We start from the raw sequence: 24,469 nt of genomic DNA on the forward strand, positions 1-24,469 counted from the left end.
GAAAAATGAAGTCAATTACAATCAACGGATCTCAAAGAGAAAGCGTGGGCAAGAAAGCAACAAAGGCCTTACGTAATGCTGGACAGGTTCCTTGCGTATTATACGGAGGAGACAAACCGGTGCATTTCTCAGCAACTGAATTAGCCTTCTCTAAACTGGTTTATACGCCTAATGCGCATACAGTTGTAATTAATTTAGAAGGTGGTGAAACTTTTAATGCCGTATTACAGGATATTCAATTTCACCCTGTAACCGATAGAATATTACATGTAGATTTCTATCAGTTATTTGAGGATAAAGAAATTGCTTTAAATATTCCTGTAAATCTTGTAGGTAACTCAAGAGGTGTTAAAAATGGTGGTGTTTTAAGAAGACCATACAGAAAATTACGTGTCAAAGCACTTCCTGCTAATTTACCGGATTTTATAGAGGTTGATATTAGCCCTTTAAAAATTGGAGACAAAATTAATGTAGGAGATTTGCAAAATGATAAATACACCATTTTGCATCCGGATAATAATGTTGTCTGTCAGGTTAGAACCTCTAGAGTAGCGATTGAAGATGAAGAAGATGAAGAAGAGTTAGAAGAAGGAGCTGAAGCACCGGCAGCGGAAGGAGCTGATGCGGCTCCTGCGGCTGAAGCAGCTCAAGAATAAGCATAATCTTAATTAATAGAAAAAGCATCCTGTATTCGGGATGCTTTTTTATTTTTACACAAATTGTAACAAACAATGTGTAAGTTTATTTGGAATTTATTTAAAACACATACCAGGTCTTTTAATGCAGAAGAAGAAAATCCTATGAAAAAATTCTTAATTGTCGGTTTAGGAAATATTGGAGAAAAGTACCAGAACACACGCCATAATATTGGATTTAAAATATTGGACCATTTTGCCAAAAAAGAAGCTATAACCTTTGAAACGCAAAAACTGGGAGATTTAACTACCTATAAATTAAAAGGAAGAACCTTTATCCTTTTAAAACCAAATACCTTTATGAACCTAAGCGGGAAAGCTGTGTTGTACTGGTTAACAAAAGAAAAGGTCCCGTTGGAAAATTTACTTATAGTTACAGATGATTTGAATTTACCTTTCGGGAGTATTAGATTAAAGACCAAAGGAAGTGACGGCGGGCATAACGGACTAAAAGATATTCAGGACAAACTAAACACTACCAAGTATAACCGCTTCAGGTTTGGAATAAGTGATACGTTTAGCAAGGGCAGGCAGGTTGATTATGTTCTGGGGACATGGAATGAAGAAGAAACTCAAAAACTGGAAGAGCGCTTGGATAAATCCGTAGAGTTAATAAAGTCGTTTGTTCTGGCAGGTGTCAGTAATACTATGAACACCTTTAACGGCAAATAAAATTAAAATGTCATTCTGAGCAACTACCTGCTGGAAAAGGCAGGAAGTGAAGAATCTCTACTTTACAATGATCTTTTTAGTAGATTTTTTCAACCCGTCGCTGACATTTAAAATGTACATACCGGATTGCACGAAATGTAATGTCATGTCCTCTTCAAAATCACCGGTAGCCCCAAAAGTTTCCTTAAATAGAAATCTACCCCTGGAATCAAAGATCTCAACAGTAATGTCTCTTGTTAAAGAGCCATTTAATTTGATGGTGAATTCCCCATTGTTGGGATTTGGATATACTATAAAATTCTCAAAACCGAATTGCTCAATACTTTCGGTAGGTAAAATGTTTAGGGTGTAATCTTCAACTTCACCATCACCACCATTTGTAGTAGGTGCCAGGGGTTGGCCACCATCGTATCCGGTAACTATCCTCATAACGGTATTCCCTAAAACAGCATCAACAGGAACATGTATAGATAAAGGTGAATTACCGGTTGCCTGGTTAGAAGCATTGGTGGCTTCACCCAGATCATACGCCTCACCCGGATCGGTGAAAACACCATTTTGGTTCCAATCAATCCAAACCATAGTGTCGGTTGTAAAATTACCTTCGGTACTTACATTAACATTTAAATCATAGCTACTATCTCTGTTAATGTCTGTTGAAATGGAAGAGTAGTCAGAATAATCAGAAACTTTTCCCGATGCATTATTGATCGTATTAAATGCTACTAAAGTTATGGATGTGTCGAACGATGTATTAGATACAACATTTATGGAATAATCTTCAACCTCACCATCAAAACCATTTTCACAAGCGGTAACTATGCCGTCATCTTTATATTTTGTTGAAACCCTCATAGTTGTTGTACCGGTAACCGCACTGGCAGGAACCATGATTGAAAGCGGTGAACTTGCTGTTGCGCCATTGGCAACATTAGTAGCATCACCTAAATTGTATGCTTCACCGGCATCATCAAAACTACAATTTTGGTTCCAGTCAATCCAAACCTGGGTATTCGTTGTAAAGTTACCATCAGTGTTTACGTGAACCGTTAGATCATAAGCAATATTTCTATTTACATCTGTAGAGGTTGAAGTATAATCACTATACCCGGATGGCTTGCCGGAGGACCTATTGATAGTATTGAACTGAACTAAAGTAGTACTTGTGTTATATTCCGTATTGGCTACAGACGGGCATATACCATTGTAAAACGGCAGGTCTATATTTTTGTTTTTGGTTATTGATGTTGAAGTTCCGGTAACCACAATGGTATAATCACCTTGGGGAACACTACCTAGATTGGAAACTGTCATAGTCACACTTCCGGAAGAGTTCATATTAGTTGGTGAAAATGTAACCGTTGAACCAGATGGATTTCCTGAAGCACTGAATGTTGTGGTTTCAGAAAAACCATTAACCGCTTCATAATCAAATGTAAAAGTAGCTGTAGTTTCTCCACATCCTATTGGTGTTAAGGTTTCGTTTACTATAAAAAAGTCCGGATCCGAAGAAATGGAGAAGTCAAAATCAGACACATCATAAAAAATATTATCAGCAGCTTCAACAAGGATTCTGGCTTGATTGGTATCTGCTATGGCCGGAACAGTATATGTAAAAGAACCATCATTAGGTGTGTTGGATGCAATGGTAGTTGGGAATGTTAAACCACCGTCGGTTGATAGCAGGATATTCACGTTCTGGCAGTTAATGGTACCATTGGTGGTTTGCCCCACAACCCAGGTGATGGCCTGATTGCTTCCTTGTGGCCAGGAAACAGGGTTTTCAACTGTAAAAGGCGTCACATCTTCAACGGTTATCCGCATAGTGTCATAACTGGATTGCCCACCGGATGACGTGCTTGGAGACCGGTCTCTTACGGTTAATGCCCAATCTAATGTTCTTCCAACGGTTGCTACGGTTTCCCAATCACTGCCCAGGGTAGGGTTGGTTTGGGTTGTGTTTCCTGCCAAAACACTACTGAATCTTGGGATATATCTATCTGAAGTGCTTGAAGGTGGTAATGACCTGTTCATCGGTCCTGTGGTCAATGCTGGGCCGAAGTTCAAGGCGTTTGTAACGCCGCTATCAATTTGTTCCCAGCAATAGGTAAGGTTGTCTCCGCTATCGGTATCAGTAGCGGATCCTTTTAAAACATAAGCGGTTCCTTTAGGAATTGTATAATCATTACCGGCATCGGCACTTGGCGGATTATTAGTAATGGCTTCGGTAGTTTGACAGCTTTTCCCTGTTAGATTATCCAATATTTGTTTGATACTGTGATAATGAAAATAATCATCGCCATTCAATTCCACATTATCAGCACCTTGAAGACCGGCATAAGCCATTATAGTAGTACCACTACCAGGCTCAGAATTAACTCCGGTGCCTTCACTTTCAAAAGCAAAAGTATGATTGGCACCCATTTGATGCCCGATTTCATGAGCTACAAAATCAATATCGAATAAATCACCTTGAGGAACACCATTTGAGGGCGAAGTATAAGCGCTTCCTTTCGAGTTATTAGTACAAACACAACCAATACAACCGGCATTCCCACCACCACCGGAAGCACCAAAGAGGTGTCCGATGTCGTAATTGGTTTCACCAATAATATTTGTTATTGTTGTCTGAACTTCATTAGTCCAGGCTCCACCTGAGCCTGTACCGGCATCAGAATACGGGTCCGTAGCGGGATCTGTATAGATAATTAAATCATTATTAGCTACGAGTTCAAAGGTAACGGCCATATCGGTTTCAAAAACTTCATTGACTCTACTCAGCGTAGCATTTACAGCGGCTAAAGCTCCGGCAACCGTACCACCATGGTAATTAGTATATTCACCTGTAACGGAAATGGCAATTCTAAACTTTTGCAGGGTTTGATTATTAGCCCCGCCTTCATCAACTTTTAAAGTTGAATTGTTATTTTTTAAGGTTTCGTTTAATGACTCCATTGTTTTACAATCTAGATCATCATGACCATGCCTGTCGCTTTTATCATATAAAACATAAGTGTCAGATCCGCTTTCAAGAGGTTGCATAAACACGTTTGGTTTATCCGGATATGAAATCATAGTTTGGACGCCTTCAGGTGACACGCTCATTCTTAACCGGACTCCGGGATGGTCTAAACTAAACCCTATATACGATTTTATATCCGGGAATTTTGCCGCAAGTTCCGGGGAAAAAACGGGGGCTTCATAAATATTAAAGCGCTCCATGGTGCCTTCAATACCGGGAAGTGATATGATTGTATGTTCGCCTTTTTCTTTTGAATTCCTCAAAGCTACAGAGGCAGTATGCCTTTTAAATAAAGCTTTATCCAGCTTAAATAGATGCACTTTATTTTGATCTATTTCAAACTTAGAGATCCTTTCAAAATTTTCAACGGTTTCTATTTTTTTCCAAGAAGAATTTTGAGCAATACTTGAAAATGTAACCAAAAGCATTGCTATTGAAAAAACATAATGTAGTTTTGTTTTCATAAAGATTTTCAGGGCAATTTTATAACAAATCTAACTTTTTTAAATTAATTTAACAATTTAGCGTACTAAATGAGTAGTGTAAAAAACATTACAGCATATAAATCTGTTAAACCTACGGTGGTTACCATCGGCACTTTTGATGGCGTTCATATAGGGCATAGAAAAATTATTAATCGCCTTGTAAATACGGGAAGGCAAGAAGGCTTAAAATCTGTAATACTTACGTTTTTTCCGCATCCGCGAATGGTGCTTCAAAAAGATTCCAATATTAAATTGATCAATACGATTAATGAAAGACGCCAGATTTTAGAGTCGGTCGGGTTGGATTTTTTGCTGATAAAAGAATTCACCCATGAGTTTTCCAGATTGACTGCAGAAGATTTTGTAAAAGAACTTTTGGTTGATAAGCTAAGAGCCAAAAAAGTGATCATTGGTTATGATCACCGATTTGGAAGAAACAGAAATGCCGATATTGAAGACCTAAAAACGTTTGGAGCGGTTTATGGGTTTGAAGTGGAAGAAATTTCGGCCCAGGATATTGATGATGTGGCAGTGAGTTCTACTAAAATCAGAAATGCATTAAATAAGGGAGATATCACCAAAGCCAACGCATATTTAGGTTATAATTTTATGCTAACCGGAACTGTTACAAAAGGCAAAGGCCTGGGAAGGCAAATAGGGTTTCCAACAGCAAATATTACTATTGAAGAAGATTATAAATTAATACCTAAACAAGGCGCTTATATTGTAAAAGCAATTATTGAGGGTAATACTGTTTATGGTATGATGAACATAGGCATAAACCCAACAGTTAATGGGCAAAAAGAAACTATTGAGGTGCATTTTTTTAACTTCAAAGAGGATATTTATAATCAAAATGTTCAAATAGAACTTCTAAAGCGTATTCGTGATGAGGAAAAATTTGAATCGGTTGCTGTTTTAAAAGATCAACTTAAAAAAGATAAAGGCACCGCACTTACTTATATAGCCAACCAGCATGGTCAATAAGTGGTTGTTCAAACATATTGATAATTCTGCACTGGTAGTTTTCCGGATTATTTTCGGGCTCCTTTGTTTTTTGGAATCGGTGGGAGCCATTTTTACAGGTTGGATAAAAAGAACATTAATAGATCCTGAGTTTACATTTAGTTTTGTTGGCTTTGAATGGTTACAACCCCTGCCCGGCTATTGGATGTATGTATATTATGCCGTTATGGGAGTTTTTGGCTTGTTCGTGATGCTGGGGTATAAATACAGGTTCAGTATCATAGCTTTCGGACTTATGTGGTCAGCAACCTATTTAATGCAAAAGTCGTCATACAACAATCACTACTATTTGCTCATGCTTTTATGTGGCATAATGACTTTTATGCCGGCAAACAGATACGCTTCTATTGATGCAAAACGAAACTCAAGTTTAAAAAGTTTATCAATGCCATATTGGTGTAAATGGGTATTTGTGCTACAACTTTTTATAGTTTACACCTACGCATCGGTTGCAAAACTATATCCGGATTGGTTAGACACGACGGTTATAGAATTGCTCATGAAACCAAAGGCCGATTATTTTTTGGTAGGCGACTTGCTTCAACAAAAATGGGTGCATCATTTTTTAGCCTATGGCGGTATTCTTTTTGACGGCTTAATCATTCCGTTACTATTGTTTAAGCCCACCAGGAAATATGCGTTTTTTGCTTCGATCTTCTTCCATTTATTCAATTCGTTTATCTTTCAAATAGGTATCTTTCCGTATTTGTCATTAGCGTTTTCTTTGTTCTTTTTTGAACCTGAAACTATTCACAGGATCTTCCTTAAAAGGAAACCTTTTTATAACTCAGAAGACATCATAGTACCTAATTATAAAGCACCGTTTATCACGCTTTTTGGGATTTACTTTGTGTTTCAAATACTGTTACCATTGCGGCATCATATTATTGAAGACGATGTGTTATGGACCGAAGAAGGGCACAGGCTTTCATGGCGCATGATGCTCAGGGCCAAAAGCGGATCTGCGACTTATATCGTTCAGGTAAAAGAAACCGGGAGTAAAATAGTTATAAAACTGGATGACTATTTAAGCAAAAAGCAGCAAAGAGGAGCCAGTACCAAACCGGATGTTATTTGGCAGTTTGCACAACGGTTAAAAGAAAAGTTTAAAGAAAACAACCAGGAGATCTCAGTGTTTGTAAACTGTAGCGTAAGTGTAAATGGAAAGCCTTATAAACAGCTAACAAACCCGGATGTGGATTTGGCTAATGTAGCCTGGGAAACTTTCAAACATAGTAAGTGGATTTTGCCTTCAAAAGCAGATTGATTATAAAAAATCATGTACTTTTGTCGCTCAAATTTTCAAGACATGTTACAAGTACCTTTTATTAGAGACAATAAGGATTTGGTGATAGCCCGTTTAGCAAAGCGAAACATGGATGCTACCGAGGATATTAACCAGGTAATTGCTTTTGATGAAGACAGGAGACGTATTCAGGCGGAGTTGGATAATACCTTGGCAGAGTCTAATGCACTTTCAAAAGAAATTGGTATGTTGTTCAAGTCCGGTGAGGTTGAAAAAGCGAATCTTATAAAAGCGAAAACAGGTGAGTTAAAAGAAGCTTCTAAAAAACTTTCTGAAGATCTTAATAATAAGACCAATGCGTTAAATGAATTGCTTTATAAAATCCCAAATGTTCCCAACGATATTGTTCCGGCAGGAAATACTGAAGATGATAACGAAGAGGTTTTTAGAGAAGGGGATATCCCCGTTTTAGAGGAGGGTGCCTTACCGCATTGGGAGTTGGCTAAAAAGTATGACATCATAGATTTTGAGCTTGGGAACAAAATAACAGGAGCCGGATTTCCGGTTTATAAAGGGAAAGGAGCCAAACTGCAACGGGCTTTAATAACCTATTTTTTAGATAAGAATACCGAAGCAGGTTATACAGAATTCCAGTTACCGCATTTGGTGAACGAAGCGTCAGGTTTTGGAACAGGGCAACTGCCGGATAAAGAAGGGCAAATGTACCATGTCACGGCCGACAATTTGTATTTGATACCAACAGCTGAGGTCCCCGGAACCAATATTTTCAGAGATGTTGTTTTAAGCGAAAGCGAACTGCCTTTGGCCATTACGGGATACACCCCTTGTTTTCGCCGTGAAGCCGGAAGTTACGGAGCGCATGTAAGAGGCTTGAACAGATTGCATCAGTTTGATAAAGTTGAAATATTACGGGTAGAACACCCTTCCAAATCTTATGATGCTTTAGATGGTATGGTGGCTCACGTTAAAACCATTTTACAGGAATTAAAATTGCCATATAGAATATTAAGACTGTGTGGCGGCGATTTAGGCTTTACATCAGCTCTAACGTATGATTTTGAAGTATTTTCAACGGCCCAGGACAGATGGTTGGAAATATCCTCTGTTTCTAATTTTGAAACCTTTCAAGCTAACCGGTTAAAGCTTCGTTTTAAAAACAGTAATGGTAAAAACGAATTGGCGCATACCTTAAATGGAAGTTCATTAGCATTACCAAGAGTATTAGCCGGAATTTTAGAAAATTATCAGACAAAGGAAGGTATTGTAGTGCCTGAAGTTTTACAGTCTTATACAGGCTTTAAAATCATAGATTAAAGCATTTTTTGAATGTCCATAATCAATTATAACCCTAGTGTCACCCTGAATTCATTTCAGGGTCTCATAATATTGATTTAAAGTTATTATGCGATGCTGAAATTGAAAATTCATGAACTCTTTTTAATTTATGATCTAATACTCGTGAATAAACAAGTTCAGCATGACAGAAAATCTATATTATGACAAAAAACGGGTCATAAGCATTTTATAACATATATATCGCGAAAATAAAACCTTACAAATCTGTAGGGTTTTATTATTTTAATCGATAAAGTGCAAGTTATTAACGCTGTTCAACGAAATTAATTCAATTTTCTTTGTTTTTGTGGTTTTATTTTAGATGTTAGCCTCACCAAATCTATCAAACCTACTAACCATGAAAAATTTAAAGCGCCTTATTATTTTAATTGCACTCATTTTTTTCGCAGGTAAGGTGTTGTTTTCAGACTTTCAAATTGTAAAGTCCGAAGATAACTCAACTGCTATTGTGAGCAAATAGGGATTTATATCATTTAAGGAATCCTTTGTTAAAGATTTAAGGTTTTTTCCTTATTAAAAAAGTTGTCCCCAATCTGAATAATACCATCGTTTTTAAATTTAACGGTAGTTAATGGAACATTTATTTTTGGTTGGTTAGTGTGCCCGAAATTTATTTCGGGCATTTTTTTATCATAATATTTAGAATGACTACTTCGCACATTTGTTATATTTACATCATGAGATTGCTTTTCGTTTTATGTTTACTCTTATCGGTTAATCTATTTGCACAAGATGCTAACTTGGCCATGGATTATTTTAAAAGGGGCGAGTATGAAAAGGCACTCCATGAGTATAAGAAGTTGTATGCCCAAAGTGCTTCAAACATAAATTACATCAATCAGATCGTAGCTTCACATCAGCAATTGGAACAATATGATGAAGCAGAAGCATTTCTTCAAAAACTTGTTGCAAGAATAAATTACCCGGCATTTTATGTTGAGTTAGGATTTAATTATCAGCTTAAAAATGATTTGGAACAAGCTAACTTAAACTATAAAAAGGCATTGGATCATATAGATTTAAGGCCAAGTAACGTGTTCGCTATAGCCAGAGCTTTTCAAAGTCATTCGCTTTTAAATGAAGCGGTTATTGCCTATGAAAAAGCCATGCAATTAAATCCGGATTATAATTTTAACATTCAATTGGCCCAGTTATACGGAGAACAAGGCAAAATTGAAAAGATGCTGAACAGCTATTTGAATTTTGCCGAATCTAACCAGGTGGCTCTACCCGATATAAAACGGAGAATAAACGGATTTTTAAGTGATAATGGCGACAACGAAAATAATGTGCTGTTCAGAAAAATTTTGCTAAAAAAAATGCAGCAAAAACCCAACTTACTTTGGAACCAAATGCTAAGTTGGTTATTCATCCAACAAAAAGATTTTAAAAAAGCCTTTATTCAGGAAAAAGCCATTTTTAACAGACAACCGGAAGGTTTAGAAAGAATTAAAGAATTGGCTTTAATTTCGGCCAATGAAAATAAAAATGATATAGCTAAAGAAATTTTCAATTATATCATTGATACGGCACAGGATCTGGACACTAAACTAAGAGCCCATTATAATTTGATTCAGATTGAGACCAAAGAAAGTTCTGCCGAAAATTATGACATCATAAATGAAAAATACTTAACTCTTTTTGAAGAATTTGGAACCTTTTCACAGACTTTAAACTTGCAAATAGCCTATGGTCATTTTTTGGCTTTTTATATGAATAAAACCAATGAAGCTTCTAAATTTTTAGAAAAAACATTGCAATTGCCCTTATCAGAATTGCAAAAAGCCCAGGTAAAATTAGAACTGGGTGATATTTTGGTTTTGCAGGAGAAATTCAATCAGGCATTAATTTATTATACCCAAATTCAGCGTAATTTGAAGAATAGTACGGTATCTCAGGAAGCCCGATTTAGGGTAGCAAAAACCAGTTATTATAAAGGCGATTTTAAGTGGGCGGAATCACAACTTAAAGTTTTAAAATCATCAACATCACAATTGATAGCCAACGATGCGTTAGATTTAAAACTCCTTATTTCTGACAATAAGTATGAGGACTCAACTCAAACCGCTTTAAAGCTTTATGCCAAAGCAGATCTGCTGGCATTTCAGAATAAAAAGGACGAAGCCATTTCATTATTGAACAAAATTTTAAACGAACATAAAACGGAACCAATCATAGCTCAAACGCTGTTTAAGCAGGGGCAATTATTTAAGGAACAAGGCGCTTTGGATAAAGCGGTAACCAACTTTGAGCTGCTCATTGAAAACTATAGAGATGGTATTTTGGTTGATGATGCGTATTTTAATTTAGGGCTTTTGTATGAAAAAGCATTAAATCAACCGGAAAAGGCAAAACCGTTGTATGAGCAGATCATTTTCAATCATGCCGATAGCATTTATTTTGTGGAGGCTAGAAAACGATATAGAGCATTACGTGGTGATGCTATAAATTAGATCTCAAATTCGAATATTTTGGCTTTGGAATTTAGTGCTTGAGTTTTAAATTTTACTAGATTATGATAATATATAACGTAACAGCAAATATTGATGAATCTATTCATGGCGAATGGCTGGCATGGATCAAAGATCATATTCCGGAGGTTTTATCAACCGGAAAATTTAATAAAGCTACATTAACAAGAGTTTTGGTAAAAGAAGATATGGGTGGTGTTACATATTCCATTCAATATAGAGCCCATTCAAGAGAAGCGTTAGACGCCTACTATGAAGAAGATGCCCAAAGAATGCGGGCTGACGCCATAAAACGATTTGCCGATAAAATGGTGGCTTTTAGAACAGAACTGGAGTTAATAGACGAGTATTTCGTAGACATTAACCCTAATTAATACACTTTTGAAACGGAACCTATGGATATAAGAGAATTAGAAAGCGTAAATGATGAGGTCTTAAATGCTTTTAAAAATTTAATCCCTTTACTCGCTTCTACATGTGCATTACCCACAAGAAAAGATTTGGAAACTATAGTCTATTCAGACAACACAAAACTTTTTATTGCTAAAGAAGGCCATGACATCATAGGAACATTAACCCTGGTTTTCAACAAAATACCAACGGGAGAAAAAGCTTGGATAGAGGATGTAGTAGTTAGTGATAAATCCAGGGGCAAGGGCATTGGTAAAAGCTTAACCCAATTTGCCGTAGACTATGCCATTAGTAAAGGTGTCAATAAAATAGATTTAACATCAAGCCCGGAGCGTATTGCTGCTAACAATCTATATCAAAAGTTAGGCTTTAAAAAAAGGGCAACCAATGTCTATAGATATTTTGGGAAAAAATAAATTAAAGCATCAATAATTCGTGGCTAGTAATTCTAACCAACATCAGGTAAAGGCAAAAAAACATCTGGGCCAGCATTTTTTAAAAGATGAAAATATTGCCAGGAAAATAGGTGATACACTTACTTTGAACGGGTACAAAAAAGTGTTGGAAATTGGCCCGGGCATGGGCGTGCTCACCAAATACCTGTTACAAAAAGATGTTGAAACCTATGTGATTGAAATTGATACCGAATCTGTAGCATACCTGCAGGCCAATTTCCTTAATTTGGCATCGCGGATCATTGAAAAGGATTTCCTGAAATATGACCTAGGCCAGGTGTTTAATGACGAATCTTTTGCCATAACCGGAAACTTTCCATATAACATTTCGTCACAAATAGTTTTCAAAGCATTAGAATGGCGCCATCAGATTCCGGAGTTCACCGGGATGTTTCAGAAAGAAGTGGCACAGCGTATCTGTTCAAAAGAAGGTAGTAAAGTATATGGTATTCTATCTGTATTAACCCAGGCATTTTATGATGCGGACTATTTATTCACGGTGCCACCATCAGTTTTTAATCCACCGCCTAAAGTGGACTCAGGCGTTTTAAGACTTATTAGAAAAACAGATTATAAATTACCTTGTGACGAGACATTATTCTTCAAAGTGGTTAAAACAGCATTTCAGCAGCGTAGAAAAACACTTCGTAACAGTTTAAAAACATTCAATTTATCAGATAATTTAAAAGCAAATAGTATATTTGGCAAGCGTCCGGAACAATTAAGTGTTCCTGAGTTCATAGAACTTACTTTGAGGATTGAAAAGGACGCTTGAATCTTTTAAAGTTTTCACATTTGTCTGAAGAAAAAGAAAACATACAACAGTTTGAGCTTACAGATGAACTTTTAGAGCAGGTAAGATTACTTGTCGAAGAACAAACCGACAAAGCATTACAAAAGCTTTTAAAGGAGTTTCATTATGCCGATATAGCCGAAATTCTGGATGAACTTAATCTGGAAGAGGCTATTTATGTGATTAAACTTCTGGATTCCGAAACTACTTCAGATGTGTTGATGGAGCTCGATGAAGACAATCGGGAAAAAGTATTAAAAAATCTATCGGCTAAAGAAATTGCTGAGGAGATTGAGGAACTTGATACCGATGATGCTGCTGATATGATTGCAGAACTTCCTGAGGAACGTCGGCAGGAAGTCATTGCAAAAATTGAGGATGAAGAGCATAAGGAAGAAATTAAAGAACTTCTTACTTATGACGAAGATACTGCCGGGGGATTAATGGCCAAGGAGTTGGTCAAAGTATATGAAACCTGGACGGTTGCAGGATGCCTGCGCCGGATCAGAGGGCAAGCGGAGGAGGTTACCAGAGTGCATTCGATCTACGTTGTGACAAAAGAAGAAAAACTAATTGGTCGTTTATCTTTAAAAGATTTGATTGTTGCAAGGAACGATCAGAAAATAGCCGATATCTATATTTCTAATGTAGACTATGTGACTGTTGATGAAGATGCCGAAGAAGTTGCCAAGGTCATGGCAAAATATGATTTGGAAGCCATTCCGGTAGTAGACGAGAACAAAACACTTTTAGGTAGAATTACTATTGATGATATTGTAGATGTATTAAAGGAAGAAGCCGAAAAGGACTATCAGTTAGCGGCAGGTATTACCGGTGATGTAGATTCTGATGACAGTATCATAGAGCTCACACGAGCCCGTTTACCCTGGCTGTTTTTAGGCTTAATTGGTGGTGTAGGTGCCTTTTTGATCATGGAAGGGTTTCAGGAAGCCTTTAAACAATATGCCGTACTGTTCTTTTTTACGCCACTCATAGCTGCCATGGCTGGAAATGTTGGGGTACAATCCAGTGCCATCATAGTGCAGGGGTTGGCGAATGATGACGTTAAAGGAAGCATCAATAGCAGGCTCTTAAAAGAAATGCTGTTAGCAACACTCAATGGGTTTATTCTGGCTATATTCTTATTTCTATTTGTATGGAGTTATGATGGTAATTTGACCAAAGCTCTGGCCATTTCAGTATCGTTAGTAGCCGTTATTATCATAGCGGGCTTAATAGGGACTTTTGTACCGCTTTTTTTAGATAAACGCGGTATAGATCCGGCCATAGCCACCGGGCCTTTCATAACTACCAGCAATGATATTTTAGGTATTTTACTTTATTTCTGGATAGCTAAACTCATTCTTGGAATTTAATATTTGGGCGTTCCCCTGCGGGCCGTGCTTTCCGTTGCAATCTTTTGAAAAACAAAAGGATTTCCACTGCAATCACTAACGCAAAACTTCGTAATTTTGCCCGATAATTATTGTATATGAAAGTCCTTCACTTAGATACCAATCAAGAACTATTAATCAATCAACTTAACGATTTAGGATTCACGAATCATGAAGATTACACATCTTCAAAAGAAGCAGTGGAAGCTAAAATCTCAGAATATGATGGTATCGTTATCCGAAGTCGGTTTACCGTAGACAAACAGTTTTTAGATGCAGCAACTAATTTAAAGTTTATTGGCAGAGTAGGTGCCGGTTTGGAAAATATAGAGTGTGATTATGCCGAATCAAAGGGTATTTATTTGATTTCAGCACCTGAAGGTAACAGAAATGCTGTTGGAGAACACACTTTGGGAATGGTATTGTCATTATTCAATAAATTAAATAAGGCAGATGCTGAGGTTAGAACAGGTAAATGGCTACGGGAAGAAAACAGAGGCATTGAACTTGATGGAAAGACAGTAGGTATTATAGGTTATGGCAATATGGGAAAGGCTTTTGCCAAAAAGCTGAGAGGTTTTGAGGTTGAGGTGCTGTGTTTCGACATTAAAGACGGTGTTGGAGATGACAATGCCACTCAGGTAAGTTTATCAGAATTTCAGGAAACGGTAGATGTGGTCAGTTTACATACCCCTCAAACGCCCTTAACCTTAAAAATGATAAATTCCAGTTTTATTAATGCGTTTAAAAAACCATTTTGGTTTATCAATACGGCCAGGGGAAAAAGTGTGGTAACTTCAGATTTGGTTTCCGCCTTAAAAACCGGTAAAATTTTGGGTGCCGGATTAGATGTATTGGAATACGAAAAAGCATCATTTGAAAGTTTGTTTTCTACTGAAATGCCGAAAGCGTTTCAGTATTTAATACAAGCCGAAAATGTAATTTTATCACCCCATGTGGCTGGATGGACCATTGAAAGTAAAGCAAAATTAGCACAAACTATTGTAGATAAAATCAAAGCTTTTGTCATTCAGAAGAAGTGAAACGACTGAAGAATCTCTTCAACCCAACTAAGGGTTTTGTCACTTAGAGTATCCCGATTTTAATCGGGATGCATCGAAAAGTAAATAATTATATTTCCTATTTTTAATACATGAAGAAAACTATTTTTGTTTTTGCTCTTCTCATTTTTGCCATACTCTTATTGTTTCAAATAAGTAAATATGCTGTGCTTTCCGGGAGCTTAAAAATGGAGATCATCATTGCTGTAATAGCCATTGTATTCTTGATTATAGGTATTTATATCAATAAAAAGAGTTTGCATAAAAATCAAACACCTTCTACCGAAATCAATCACAACAAGGTTGCAGAATTAGAAATTACCGAACGCGAATATGAAGTGCTTCAAGCCATTTCGGAAGGCTTATCCAATAAAGAAATAGCCGATAAATTGTTCCTTTCGGAAAGCACCATCAAAACACATGTGTCTAACTTATTAGTTAAATTAAATGCCAAACGGCGCACCCAAGCATTACAAATTGCAAAGGATTATCAAATAATTTAAAGGCATTTGGTAAACCTCCAAGGTCTTTTTTTGGACCTTGTAAGTATACTTACTTGTTTTGGATACCTACAAGGTTTGCAAAACCTTGCAGGATATGGTTTAAAGATTTACAAATTAAAAAATTCATGTACTTTTATACTGAAGTACCAGGGCTTTGGTACTTTAGTATGACCCCTAAAATGCCGTTGCTGCCTACTTTTGAATTGTTAATCTTTAAAAACGAATATTTATGCAATCAACAATTTTAAAGTATGGTTTTTACGGTTTGTTAACCGGTTTAATTATTTTTTTACTTCACCTGACATTAGGGAAGGATCTGAGTTATTCAACCAACGAGATTTTAGGGTATATCTCTATTTTTATATCCTTATCGTTTGTGTTCTTTGGTATTAAGCATTACCGGGATAAAGTAAATAACGGGGCGGTATCTTTTGGGAAAGCACTTTTAATAGGGGTGTTAATTTCAGTTTTGGTAGCTATTGGTATTGCTCTGGCCGATTTTATTTATACCCAATTTATTAACCCGGAATGGTTTGAAAATTATTATAAAATGATGCGTGATGCCGGTAAAGAAGATGAGATCATGGAAATGACAAGCCTTACGGCCGGCATATTTATGTTTTCTTTGGTCACGGTTATCGGATTTATTATATCTTTAATTTCGGGTTTAATATTACAACGTAAATAGTACTGTTATGAGATCTGAAGCTACGACGCCCCAACAATATTTAGACGAATTATCGGAAGACCGAAAAGAACCAATACTAAAATTAAGGCAACAAATTTTAGATAATCTACCCGAAGGTATAGAAGAACAAATGGGCTATGGAATGCTGGGATATGTTATTCCGCATTCGGTGTATCCGGAGGGCTACCACTGTACGCCTGAGCTTCCGCTGCCATTTATGAATTTGGCATCGCAAAAAAACTTTATAGGGGTTTACAGTATGACCATTTATGCGAAAAAAGGATTGTATGACTGGTTTACTTCAGAATACGCAAAGAGATGCAGGTATAAACTGGATATGGGGAAAAGTTGTATTCGGTTAAAACGGATGGATGATATTCCTTATGAACTTATCGGGGAACTTACCGGTAAAATAAGTACTGAAGAGTGGATACAGATTTATGAAGATTCCATTAAAAACAGAAAAAAATGAACAAACGAGTAACAGGAATAGGCGGGTTGTTTTTTAAAACAAAAGACCCTAAGGCCACTAAAGATTGGTACAAAAAGTACTTGGGTTTTAATACGGATGATTACGGTTGCACCTTTTGGTGGAAAGATAAGGAAGGCAACGATTGTTCTACACAATGGAGTCCTTTTTCTGAAAATACGTCCTATTATGAGCCGTCAAAAAAGGATTTTATGTTCAATTACCGTGTGGAGAATTTACACGAATTGATTACAACGTTAAAAGAAGAGGGCGTGACTGTGGTTGGTGATATTGAAGAATATGACTATGGTAAATTCGGTTGGATTTTAGATAACGACGGCAATAAGATAGAACTCTGGGAACCGGTTGATGCGGCTTTTAAATAACATACTTTGGGAATAACCGAAATCCTTCAATCACATAATTTATCGCTTTTTAAATGGGTAGCCATTGGTATAGCTGCTTTTGTTTTGGGTATATCCAAATCCGGTATCAAGGGCATTGGTATTGTCATTATTTTGATCTTAGCCTTTGTTTTTGGAGAAAAAGCTTCTACCGGAATACTGTTACCTATGCTTATAAGTGCCGATATTCTGGCAGTAAGTTATTATAACAGGCATACCCAATGGAAATTTATCAGAATGCTTTTACCCTGGATGGTTGTTGGGGTTTTGTTTGGTGTTTGGGTAGGTGATGCTATTTCTGAAGTTGTCTTTAAACGGGTTATGGCCATTATCATTATTGGTAGCATCCTTATCATGTGGTATTTTGAACGTCGTAAATCCACATCCGTACCACATAATAAGACCTTTTCGTACTCCACAGGATTTTTGGCTGGATTTGCTACCATGATAGGTAACCTGGCGGGACCAATAGCAAACATTTACTTTCTCGCTATGCGATTACCGAAAAATGAGTTTATAGGTACGGCAGCATGGTTATTCTTCATTGTGAATGTATTCAAACTGCCATTTCATTTTTTTGTTTGGAAAACGGTTTCAAAAGATACTTTAGTTCTTAATTTGACCCTGTTTCCGGCAGTGGTTATGGGCTTTTTTGTAGGAGCAAAAGTGATAAAGCTTATTTCTAATTCAAACTACAGGCGTTTTATAATAATAGTTACAGCTATTGGGGGGATCATCATGTTATTCCGATAGGAAGATGTTATTAAACTGTAACGGAATTGAAATTTAAAAGACAGATAATATAAAGTGAATTTAAATTTTTAATTTTATAGTCTAACCATAAATAAAATACAATGTCTGACGAAAAAAGTTTAAGCGACGACCTAAACGATATGTTAGGAGACGCCAAAGAAGGAGCAAAAAAAGCTGCCGATAAAGCAGGGGAAATAGCCGGAGAAGCTAAAGAAAAAGCCAAAGAGTTTGCAGAAGAAGCCAAGGAAGCTGCTTCTGAGTTTGCCGATGAAGCTAAAGAAGCCTTTGATAAAGCTACCGGAGATAATAAAAAGGTGCTTGCCGGGATTTTGGCCCTGTTATTAGGTACCATCGGAATTCACAAATTTATTTTAGGATATAATAAAGAAGGTATCATATTTCTGGTTATGGCCATATTAGGTATTTTTACTTGTGGAATAACTTCGGGAATTGCCTGGGTGATTGGCGTAGTGGAAGGAATCATCTATTTAACAAAGTCGGATGAGGAATTTTATAACACTTATCAGGCCGGTAAAAAAGCCTGGTTTTAATATATAAAAAGATAAAAAAGTCAAAATAAGTGCGTTTTGACTTTTTTATTTAAGTTTAATATCGTAATATTGCAATATATAAATATAAAATTATGGGAATTACCAAATCACAAATATTTACCCAAAAGCAAAATGACCTGGCTCAGTTTTTTAAAGTATTAGGGCATCCGGCAAGAGTAGCAATACTTCAATATATAAGTAATCAGAATGCTTGTATCTGTAATGATCTGGTTGATGAGATCGGGTTAGCTCAGGCTACCATATCCCAGCATTTAAAAGAACTAAAAAGTGTAGGGTTGATCAAGGGTGAAGTTGAAGGTAAGAGCATGTGTTATTGTATTAACGTGGATCGTTGGACAGACATTCAGGATGAACTAAACGTATTCTTTAACACAACCAAAGCGAATTGTTGCTGACCACATCCTATAACGGGGATTTAAATATCTCATTCAAACGGAAAACTAGGGAGAATAATTATTAAAATTTAAACTTATGAAAACACAAGAATTATTTAATATACTGGAACAACACCGGGATAAATCGTTACTATTTGAATACGCCCCTGATTTATTTGTCGGGGCCAATTATCATATAACCGAAGTAAAGCATTTAGCCGTTGAATCTGTGGATTGTGGCTCAAAAACCGATAGCTGGAATGAAACTATTATTCAATTGTGGGAAAGCCCGGAAGAAACGGGTAAAACAGATTACATGTCAGTTTATAAGGCTTTAGGCATTCTTAAAAAAGTAGGTAAGATGAAGCCATATCATTTAGAGGCTGAAGTGAAGTTTGAATACAGTAATGCAGCATTTCATACGGCTCAGTTATTTGTTAACGATTTCGAAATACGAAACAACAATTTAATCTTTAAGTTAGCCGTTGAAAAAACCAATTGTAAAGCAAAGGAAACATGTGGTATTTCGACAGAGCTTAATAAAACTGTTTCTGCAGAAAAAGAACTTGCTTTAGCAGGAGGTGAACCCTGTTGTTCTCCGGACGGAAATTGCTGTTAAAATTTGTCATTCCCATGTTGGCAGGGATCCATTAAGAATTGGTAAATTAAAAATAGAAGGCTGTCTAAAAAGTATCAAAAGCTGTCAACCTGAACCCGTTTCAGGCTGACAAAGCATTACTTTTTTAACTATAGAATTCAACCTCAAATAAAAAAATGAATAGAACATTGTTTGAAGAAATAAATAAGACGATTGAATCTTTAAAAACAAATACTATTTCAGAAGAAAGAAAAGAGGTTCTTAATCCTTTGGTAGATTATTTAAAAGAGAAGATTGAGGCTAGAGCACCCGTCAGATTAAATTTTATCTGTACACATAATTCAAGAAGAAGTCATTTATCTCAAATTTGGGCACAAACCATGGCGGCTTATTTTAATATTGAAAATGTGTCTTGTTATTCAGGAGGAACCGAAGCTACAGCTATGTTTCGCAAAGTGGGTGAGACTTTAGTTAACCAAGGGTTCAAAATGGCTAAATTATCTGAAGGAAATAACCCGGTTTATAGTATTAGGTATTCGGATAATGACCCTTCAATTATTGCTTTTTCAAAACAATATGGTGATGATTTTAACCCAGCTTCAGAATTTGCAGCCATTATGACCTGTTCATCGGCAGATGAAGGTTGTCCCATGGTTTTTGGTTGTGATAAACGTATCGCCATCACCTATGAAGATCCTAAGAAATCCGATGGGACATCACAACAAACAGAAACCTATTTTAACAGAAGTTTGGAAATAGCTACTGAGATGAAGTTTGTGTTTTCTGATTTGAAATAGGATATTATGGTTTATCTCTTTGTCTGAAATTTAAAAAAGGATTATACTTTATTAATGCTTATGCATTTTACTCAAAATGCCCAATAATTTTTTAAGATAAATATAATCCCTTCATTACTGTTGACCGGAAATAAAGCCTTAAAGGCTGTCTTTTTGTCCTTTCAAAAATTTAATTTTGTCTTTTATATCATGGATAGCAAATACACACAAAATAGCTATCACAATCAAAGTAATAAGGAAATCAGTCTCGTTTTCTGCATCTACACCAACAAATGAATAATAAGTAAACGCGGTTAGTATTAATATTAGATACAGGATAATTTTTGGGGTTAAGATTTTAAATAGTTTCATAGGGGGAGTATTAATTAGTTTTATCAAAAACATTTATCAAAAAGCATGCCAAAACAAAAACTTTTCTTACATTAAATGTCTTATTATAACGTTATTTATTTGTAATTATTATCTGGCAAATATAAACAAATTTTGATAAGCTTTTGATTGAAGTAAATAGAAAAGAAAGAGCGCCTATTGGTGATGGTTTTGAATAAAGTAATTAACCGTTTTTAGTAGCCGAAAATTTGGCTTCCAATTCTGCCTGAAACTCTTCCATAACGGGACGAACGGTGCTTTCGGGTAAGTCTGCTATTTTAATATACATCAACCCGTCTACGGCATTATTAAACAGCGGGTCTACATTAAAGGCCACTAAACGGGCATTTTGTTTGATATATTTTTTAAGAAGTACCGGTAAGCGTAAAGCCCCAGGTTCTATTTCATCGATAATTTTGTCGAATTTATTCAGATCCGCTTCGGTTTTATCAAAAACAAAATCTTTATCGGCATCCTTAAGCTTCACTTTAAACTCTTTTTTAGGGCGAACATATTGCGCCAAATAGGGATCGTAGTAATGCGATTTCATAAACTCGATCATAAGTGACTTGGAGAAGTTTGAGAACTGGTTACTAATGCTCACACCACCTATTAAATAATTGTGTTCAGGATAACGTAAGGTCGTATGAACAATACCTTTCCAAAGTAAAAATAGGGGCATGGGTTTTTGCTGATAAGCTCCAATAATAAAGGCACGACCCATTTCAATAGATTCGCTCATCATTTTATAAAGTTCGGGTTCAAACCTGAACAGATCCTGTAAATAGAACCCGTTGATACCATAGCGCGCAAATATTTTGGACCCTAGCCCCATACGGTAGGCACCGACAATAAGCTTACTTTCCCGATCCCATAAAAACATATGGTGATAGTAAGTGTCAAACGTGTCAAGATCTATAGCTTCATTGGTGCCTTCACCTACTTCCCTAAAGGTGATTTCACGTAGGCGACCAATTTCCCGAAGTATATTGGGGATCTTATCGGCTGCAGCCAAAAACACCTCGTAATTCTTACTTTCCAGCAATCTTGAATCTTCTTTTCTCAAAACTTCAACCTCGCTTTCCATAACGCAGGTTTCAATAGGAGTCACGATACGTTTGGGCGGCTTAGGCGTTTTTAAAGTTGAAGAAAGATTATCCAGTATTTTGGATTTCTTTTCAAAAGAATTGGAAAGCATATAGGTCTTCTTCCTGATGAATTCCGAAAAATCTTCAAGTGAATCATGCTCCTTTTGGTCCTTTACCGAAATAGGTTTTCCAATCCTGACCTTTATGGTTCTGCGTTTTTGGGTAAGCAACTCCGAAGGTAACTTAGCAGTTCTGAACGTATCGCTAATTTTAGAAAGCTTATAAAAAAGTTTGCTGTTCTTGGCGTGAAAGTATATCGGTACTACTGGTACTTCGGCTTTTTTAACCAGTTTCATGGCAGCTTCTTCCCAGGGTTTATCTACCACTAATTTTCCGTCCCGGTAAGTAGATACTTCTCCAGCAGGGAAAATACCAAGCGGATGCCCTTCGCGTAAATGCAAAATGGAATTTTTAAAGCCGGAAATACTGGAAGCAGCATCCTTTCTGTCCTCAAAAGGGTTTACCGGCATGATATAAGGCTTTAAAGGCTCTATCCTGTGCAGTAAAAAGTTGGCGATGATCTTAAAATCATGGCGTTGTTCCAACATTAATTTTAAAAGTAAAATACCGTCAATACCTCCAAGCGGATGGTTAGAAACCGTAATGTAAGCCCCATCTTTTGGTAAGCGCTTTAAATCTGCTTCCGGGATTTCAAATTTAATCTGGAAATCACCCAGAATACCATTCAAAAAGGCAAGTTCACTTAAATGCTTATTGCGTTTATAAATCTTGTTGAGCGTAGAAATTTTAAGCACCTTCATCAAAATCCAGCCAATAAACGTACCAATAAAGCCATATTTATCCAATTGAATGGCTTTAGCTACTTCTTTGGCGCTTACAAGTCCTAAATCTTGTTGTTTGCTCATGAGCGTAAATGTACTAAATACTTTACTTAGTTACTATTTGAACGGTTTCTTGTGTTAATTGTTTCAGTAATACGGTTTTATCCTGCTCTAATTGGTTCAAAGTGGCCTCGGTATAATGCCTGATGGTATACAACGATACATTTTCATGGCAAGTTACACTAAATTTAGCTTTTAATTGCTGAAGCAACTTTTCTAAATTATTATAGATATTGTCTACGCATACCGAAAAGCTAATGGCTGAATTCTGAATCACATCTACCTTCATTTTATAAGTATGAAGCAAACCGAAAATGTCACTAATGTTTTCTTCTACTATGTATGAAAAGTCTAAGGATGATAGTGAGATCAATACCTGATGCTTCTTCACTATAAAACAAGGAATGTTAGGCTCGATAGGGATGCCTTTTCCAACCTTTGTACCTGGTTTTTTCGGATTTAAAAACGATTTTACCTGTAACGGAATTTCCTTATGCTGCAAAGGTTGAAGTGTCTTTGGATGAATAACCGAAGCCCCATAAAAAGCCAATTCAATAGCCTCTCTGTAGGATATTTTATGAAGTAATTGAGCATTTTCAAAATACCTTGGATCAGCATTCAACACGCCGGGTACATCTTTCCAAATGGTGACACTTTGGGCATTTAAACAATAGGCAAAAATAGCAGCAGTATAATCACTTCCTTCCCTTCCCAGGGTTGTAGTAAAGTTATTGGAATCACTTCCTAAAAAGCCTTGGGTAATGTTTAAAACAGATGTGTTTAAGGACGATGAAATGGCTGTTTGTGTGGATTTCCAGTTCACATTCGCACGCCTGTAATAATTATCTGTTTTAATGAATTCCCTGGAATCAACCCAATGATTTGTTATGCCAATAGTATTTAAATATTCGCTAATGATGGTTGTTGAAACCAATTCGCCAAAGCCAACGATCTGATCGTAAACAAAATTGCGATCAGGCGATTTATTGATCTTTAAAAAGCCATTGAGTTCATCAAAAAAAGATCTTACTTTTTTGAATACGGGATGATTTTCGTTTTCGAACAAATCGAATAGAATATCATTGTGATACTTAATGACATCCTGAAGCGAACTTTGTAATTCTGCTTTATTATTAAAATAGTTTGAAATAACAACCTCCAAAGCATTGGTGGTTTTACCCATAGCAGAAACCACTACCAGGGTGTTTTTATAGCCTATGGTTTTTAAAACCGAAGCTAAATTTTTTACGCCTTCAGCATCTTTTATAGAAGCACCGCCAAACTTAAATACCTGCATTGTTAAGTTTTGCTATATAGTTTTTTATGCCTTCTTCATTCATTTGAACCACGTCCCAATCTCGCATGACGTTGGCACCTTTATTTTCATAAAAGGTAATAGCAGGCTCATTCCAATCTAACACTTCCCAATTAATGCGTTTAACGCCTAAGCGATGCCCGTGTTTTATAAACTCATCTAACAATGCCGAGCCAATTCCGGAACCTCTTAAGCGTTTGTTCACAATTAGATCTTCAAGGTGAATGGCTTTCCCTTTCCAGGTGGAGTAACGGTGATACCCCAATGCAATACCTTCTACTTTCGAGTTTACTTCGGCAACGTAACAAAAGAAGGCAGGATGTTCTCCAAAACCATCATTTTCCAGGTCGCTTACGGTAACCTCTACCGCATGAGGTTCTTTTTCAAATTCAGCCAATTGCTTAATTAATGCCAACACCTCTGGCATATCATCTTTAGTGGCTTCTCTAATAGTAAAATCCATAATTTTAATTGTGTCATCAAAAGTACATTATTTTTACCTAATATTCTTTCACGAAAACGTTGTAGT

Annotated in this window: 25 protein-coding genes; 21 read left to right on the forward strand and 4 right to left on the reverse strand. The window is 36.4% G+C overall.

Going from position 1 to position 24,469, the window contains the following annotated elements; all coding sequences use genetic code 11:
- The first annotated feature begins 5 nt into the window (after window positions 1–5).
- Together Q0983_RS03015 and pth are read left to right on the forward strand one after the other, a co-directional pair.
- Entirely contained in the window at window positions 6–656 is a 651-nt protein-coding gene (locus Q0983_RS03015; protein ID WP_299548514.1) for a 50S ribosomal protein L25/general stress protein Ctc, read from the forward strand.
- Window positions 657–731: 75 nt separating this feature from the next.
- A complete protein-coding gene (gene pth / locus Q0983_RS03020; RefSeq protein WP_299548516.1) occupies window positions 732–1,367 on the forward strand; it encodes an aminoacyl-tRNA hydrolase in 636 nt (211 codons plus the stop codon).
- Window positions 1,368–1,424: 57 nt separating this feature from the next.
- Here pth and Q0983_RS03025 read toward each other — a convergent pair whose 3' ends face one another.
- Entirely contained in the window at window positions 1,425–4,853 is a 3,429-nt protein-coding gene (locus Q0983_RS03025; RefSeq protein ID WP_299548518.1) for a reprolysin-like metallopeptidase, read from the reverse strand.
- Window positions 4,854–4,922: 69 nt separating this feature from the next.
- On the opposite strand from Q0983_RS03025, the gene Q0983_RS03030 reads away from it, so the two are divergent.
- From Q0983_RS03030 to Q0983_RS03120, 19 genes are all read left to right on the forward strand, one after another.
- Window positions 4,923–5,861 carry a bifunctional riboflavin kinase/FAD synthetase gene (locus Q0983_RS03030; protein ID WP_299548520.1) on the forward strand — a complete coding sequence of 313 codons (939 nt, stop codon included), beginning with the start codon at window positions 4,923–4,925 and terminating at the stop codon, window positions 5,859–5,861.
- Complete coding sequence (locus Q0983_RS03035; protein WP_299548522.1) at window positions 5,851–7,167, forward strand: HTTM domain-containing protein; 1,317 nt, start codon at window positions 5,851–5,853, stop codon at window positions 7,165–7,167. Before Q0983_RS03030 ends, Q0983_RS03035 begins: the two co-directional genes overlap by 11 nt.
- Window positions 7,168–7,209: 42 nt before the next feature.
- Window positions 7,210–8,481 (forward strand): serine--tRNA ligase, encoded by a 1,272-nt coding sequence (serS, locus tag Q0983_RS03040; RefSeq protein WP_299548524.1) that lies wholly within the window; start codon window positions 7,210–7,212, stop codon window positions 8,479–8,481.
- Window positions 8,482–8,860: 379 nt separating this feature from the next.
- On the forward strand, window positions 8,861–8,983 hold the full coding sequence (locus Q0983_RS03045) for a hypothetical protein (RefSeq protein WP_299548526.1): 123 nt from the start codon (window positions 8,861–8,863) through the stop codon (window positions 8,981–8,983).
- Window positions 8,984–9,200: 217 nt separating this feature from the next.
- Entirely contained in the window at window positions 9,201–10,976 is a 1,776-nt protein-coding gene (locus Q0983_RS03050; protein WP_299548528.1) for a tetratricopeptide repeat protein, read from the forward strand.
- 62 nt (window positions 10,977–11,038) lie between these two features.
- Window positions 11,039–11,368: a DUF4286 family protein gene (locus Q0983_RS03055; RefSeq protein ID WP_299548530.1), complete on the forward strand. Its 330-nt coding sequence runs from the start codon at window positions 11,039–11,041 to the stop codon at window positions 11,366–11,368.
- Between the two features lie 21 nt (window positions 11,369–11,389).
- Complete coding sequence (locus tag Q0983_RS03060; protein WP_299548532.1) at window positions 11,390–11,821, forward strand: GNAT family N-acetyltransferase; 432 nt, start codon at window positions 11,390–11,392, stop codon at window positions 11,819–11,821.
- A 19-nt stretch (window positions 11,822–11,840) separates the two neighbouring features.
- Entirely contained in the window at window positions 11,841–12,635 is a 795-nt protein-coding gene (gene rsmA, locus Q0983_RS03065) for a 16S rRNA (adenine(1518)-N(6)/adenine(1519)-N(6))-dimethyltransferase RsmA (protein ID WP_299548535.1), read from the forward strand.
- 20 nt (window positions 12,636–12,655) lie between these two features.
- Entirely contained in the window at window positions 12,656–14,029 is a 1,374-nt protein-coding gene (gene mgtE, locus Q0983_RS03070) for a magnesium transporter (RefSeq protein ID WP_299548538.1), read from the forward strand.
- A 116-nt stretch (window positions 14,030–14,145) separates the two neighbouring features.
- The gene (locus Q0983_RS03075; protein ID WP_299548540.1) at window positions 14,146–15,090 is read left to right on the forward strand and encodes a 2-hydroxyacid dehydrogenase; all 945 of its coding nucleotides are present in this window, start codon (window positions 14,146–14,148) and stop codon (window positions 15,088–15,090) included.
- A gap of 110 nt (window positions 15,091–15,200) precedes the next feature.
- Complete coding sequence (locus tag Q0983_RS03080) at window positions 15,201–15,611, forward strand: response regulator transcription factor (RefSeq protein ID WP_299548543.1); 411 nt, start codon at window positions 15,201–15,203, stop codon at window positions 15,609–15,611.
- A 229-nt stretch (window positions 15,612–15,840) separates the two neighbouring features.
- Window positions 15,841–16,299 carry a DUF4199 domain-containing protein gene (locus Q0983_RS03085; protein ID WP_299548546.1) on the forward strand — a complete coding sequence of 153 codons (459 nt, stop codon included), beginning with the start codon at window positions 15,841–15,843 and terminating at the stop codon, window positions 16,297–16,299.
- A 7-nt stretch (window positions 16,300–16,306) separates the two neighbouring features.
- Window positions 16,307–16,771: a DUF1801 domain-containing protein gene (locus Q0983_RS03090; RefSeq protein WP_299548549.1), complete on the forward strand. Its 465-nt coding sequence runs from the start codon at window positions 16,307–16,309 to the stop codon at window positions 16,769–16,771.
- A complete protein-coding gene (locus Q0983_RS03095) occupies window positions 16,768–17,154 on the forward strand; it encodes a VOC family protein (protein WP_299548552.1) in 387 nt (128 codons plus the stop codon). Before Q0983_RS03090 ends, Q0983_RS03095 begins: the two co-directional genes overlap by 4 nt.
- 6 nt (window positions 17,155–17,160) lie before the next feature.
- The gene (locus Q0983_RS03100) at window positions 17,161–17,925 is read left to right on the forward strand and encodes a sulfite exporter TauE/SafE family protein (protein ID WP_299548555.1); all 765 of its coding nucleotides are present in this window, start codon (window positions 17,161–17,163) and stop codon (window positions 17,923–17,925) included.
- Window positions 17,926–18,026: 101 nt separating this feature from the next.
- On the forward strand, window positions 18,027–18,476 hold the full coding sequence (locus tag Q0983_RS03105) for an NINE protein (protein WP_299548558.1): 450 nt from the start codon (window positions 18,027–18,029) through the stop codon (window positions 18,474–18,476).
- 92 nt (window positions 18,477–18,568) lie between these two features.
- Window positions 18,569–18,892, forward strand: a complete 324-nt coding sequence (locus tag Q0983_RS03110; protein ID WP_299548560.1) for a metalloregulator ArsR/SmtB family transcription factor — start codon at window positions 18,569–18,571, stop codon at window positions 18,890–18,892.
- A gap of 76 nt (window positions 18,893–18,968) precedes the next feature.
- On the forward strand, window positions 18,969–19,490 hold the full coding sequence (locus Q0983_RS03115) for a DUF6428 family protein (RefSeq protein WP_299548563.1): 522 nt from the start codon (window positions 18,969–18,971) through the stop codon (window positions 19,488–19,490).
- Between the two features lie 155 nt (window positions 19,491–19,645).
- Window positions 19,646–20,266, forward strand: a complete 621-nt coding sequence (locus Q0983_RS03120) for a protein-tyrosine-phosphatase (protein WP_299548565.1) — start codon at window positions 19,646–19,648, stop codon at window positions 20,264–20,266.
- A gap of 553 nt (window positions 20,267–20,819) precedes the next feature.
- Here the strand turns inward: Q0983_RS03120 and Q0983_RS03125 are convergent.
- Genes Q0983_RS03125 through Q0983_RS03135 form a run of 3 tightly spaced genes read right to left on the reverse strand, consistent with a single transcriptional unit; the run spans window position 20,820 to window position 24,403 of the window.
- Window positions 20,820–22,649, reverse strand: a complete 1,830-nt coding sequence (locus Q0983_RS03125) for a lysophospholipid acyltransferase family protein (RefSeq protein WP_299548568.1) — start codon at window positions 22,647–22,649, stop codon at window positions 20,820–20,822.
- Window positions 22,650–22,671: 22 nt separating this feature from the next.
- Window positions 22,672–23,922, reverse strand: coding sequence for an aspartate kinase (locus Q0983_RS03130; protein WP_299548570.1), 1,251 nt, complete (start codon window positions 23,920–23,922; stop codon window positions 22,672–22,674).
- Window positions 23,909–24,403 (reverse strand): GNAT family N-acetyltransferase, encoded by a 495-nt coding sequence (locus tag Q0983_RS03135; RefSeq protein WP_299548573.1) that lies wholly within the window; start codon window positions 24,401–24,403, stop codon window positions 23,909–23,911. The genes Q0983_RS03130 and Q0983_RS03135 overlap by 14 nt, the downstream gene beginning before the upstream one ends.
- Window positions 24,404–24,469 lie beyond the last annotated feature (66 nt).

It is taken from the genome of Seonamhaeicola sp. (assembly GCF_028281565.1).
In the GTDB taxonomy this organism is placed as follows: domain Bacteria; phylum Bacteroidota; class Bacteroidia; order Flavobacteriales; family Flavobacteriaceae; genus Seonamhaeicola.

What these genes read in the sequence shown, in the direction of transcription:
- Q0983_RS03060 (WP_299548532.1), top strand. Translation starts at nt 11,390, where the DNA reads ATGGATATAAGAGAATTAGAAAGCGTAAATGATGAGGTCTTAAATGCT.
- Q0983_RS03085 (WP_299548546.1), top strand. Translation starts at nt 15,841, where the DNA reads ATGCAATCAACAATTTTAAAGTATGGTTTTTACGGTTTGTTAACCGGT.
- Q0983_RS03090 (WP_299548549.1), top strand. Translation starts at nt 16,307, where the DNA reads ATGAGATCTGAAGCTACGACGCCCCAACAATATTTAGACGAATTATCG.
- Q0983_RS03130 (WP_299548570.1), bottom strand. Translation starts at nt 23,922, where the DNA reads ATGCAGGTATTTAAGTTTGGCGGTGCTTCTATAAAAGATGCTGAAGGC.
- Q0983_RS03135 (WP_299548573.1), bottom strand. Translation starts at nt 24,403, where the DNA reads ATGGATTTTACTATTAGAGAAGCCACTAAAGATGATATGCCAGAGGTG.
- Q0983_RS03025 (WP_299548518.1), bottom strand. Translation starts at nt 4,853, where the DNA reads ATGAAAACAAAACTACATTATGTTTTTTCAATAGCAATGCTTTTGGTT.
- serS (WP_299548524.1), top strand. Translation starts at nt 7,210, where the DNA reads ATGTTACAAGTACCTTTTATTAGAGACAATAAGGATTTGGTGATAGCC.
- Q0983_RS03055 (WP_299548530.1), top strand. Translation starts at nt 11,039, where the DNA reads ATGATAATATATAACGTAACAGCAAATATTGATGAATCTATTCATGGC.
- pth (WP_299548516.1), top strand. Translation starts at nt 732, where the DNA reads ATGTGTAAGTTTATTTGGAATTTATTTAAAACACATACCAGGTCTTTT.
- Q0983_RS03095 (WP_299548552.1), top strand. Translation starts at nt 16,768, where the DNA reads ATGAACAAACGAGTAACAGGAATAGGCGGGTTGTTTTTTAAAACAAAA.
- Q0983_RS03105 (WP_299548558.1), top strand. Translation starts at nt 18,027, where the DNA reads ATGTCTGACGAAAAAAGTTTAAGCGACGACCTAAACGATATGTTAGGA.
- Q0983_RS03050 (WP_299548528.1), top strand. Translation starts at nt 9,201, where the DNA reads ATGAGATTGCTTTTCGTTTTATGTTTACTCTTATCGGTTAATCTATTT.
- Q0983_RS03080 (WP_299548543.1), top strand. Translation starts at nt 15,201, where the DNA reads ATGAAGAAAACTATTTTTGTTTTTGCTCTTCTCATTTTTGCCATACTC.
- Q0983_RS03115 (WP_299548563.1), top strand. Translation starts at nt 18,969, where the DNA reads ATGAAAACACAAGAATTATTTAATATACTGGAACAACACCGGGATAAA.
- Q0983_RS03015 (WP_299548514.1), top strand. Translation starts at nt 6, where the DNA reads ATGAAGTCAATTACAATCAACGGATCTCAAAGAGAAAGCGTGGGCAAG.
- Q0983_RS03045 (WP_299548526.1), top strand. Translation starts at nt 8,861, where the DNA reads ATGAAAAATTTAAAGCGCCTTATTATTTTAATTGCACTCATTTTTTTC.
- Q0983_RS03125 (WP_299548568.1), bottom strand. Translation starts at nt 22,649, where the DNA reads ATGAGCAAACAACAAGATTTAGGACTTGTAAGCGCCAAAGAAGTAGCT.
- Q0983_RS03035 (WP_299548522.1), top strand. Translation starts at nt 5,851, where the DNA reads ATGGTCAATAAGTGGTTGTTCAAACATATTGATAATTCTGCACTGGTA.
- Q0983_RS03120 (WP_299548565.1), top strand. Translation starts at nt 19,646, where the DNA reads ATGAATAGAACATTGTTTGAAGAAATAAATAAGACGATTGAATCTTTA.
- Q0983_RS03110 (WP_299548560.1), top strand. Translation starts at nt 18,569, where the DNA reads ATGGGAATTACCAAATCACAAATATTTACCCAAAAGCAAAATGACCTG.
- Q0983_RS03075 (WP_299548540.1), top strand. Translation starts at nt 14,146, where the DNA reads ATGAAAGTCCTTCACTTAGATACCAATCAAGAACTATTAATCAATCAA.
- Q0983_RS03030 (WP_299548520.1), top strand. Translation starts at nt 4,923, where the DNA reads ATGAGTAGTGTAAAAAACATTACAGCATATAAATCTGTTAAACCTACG.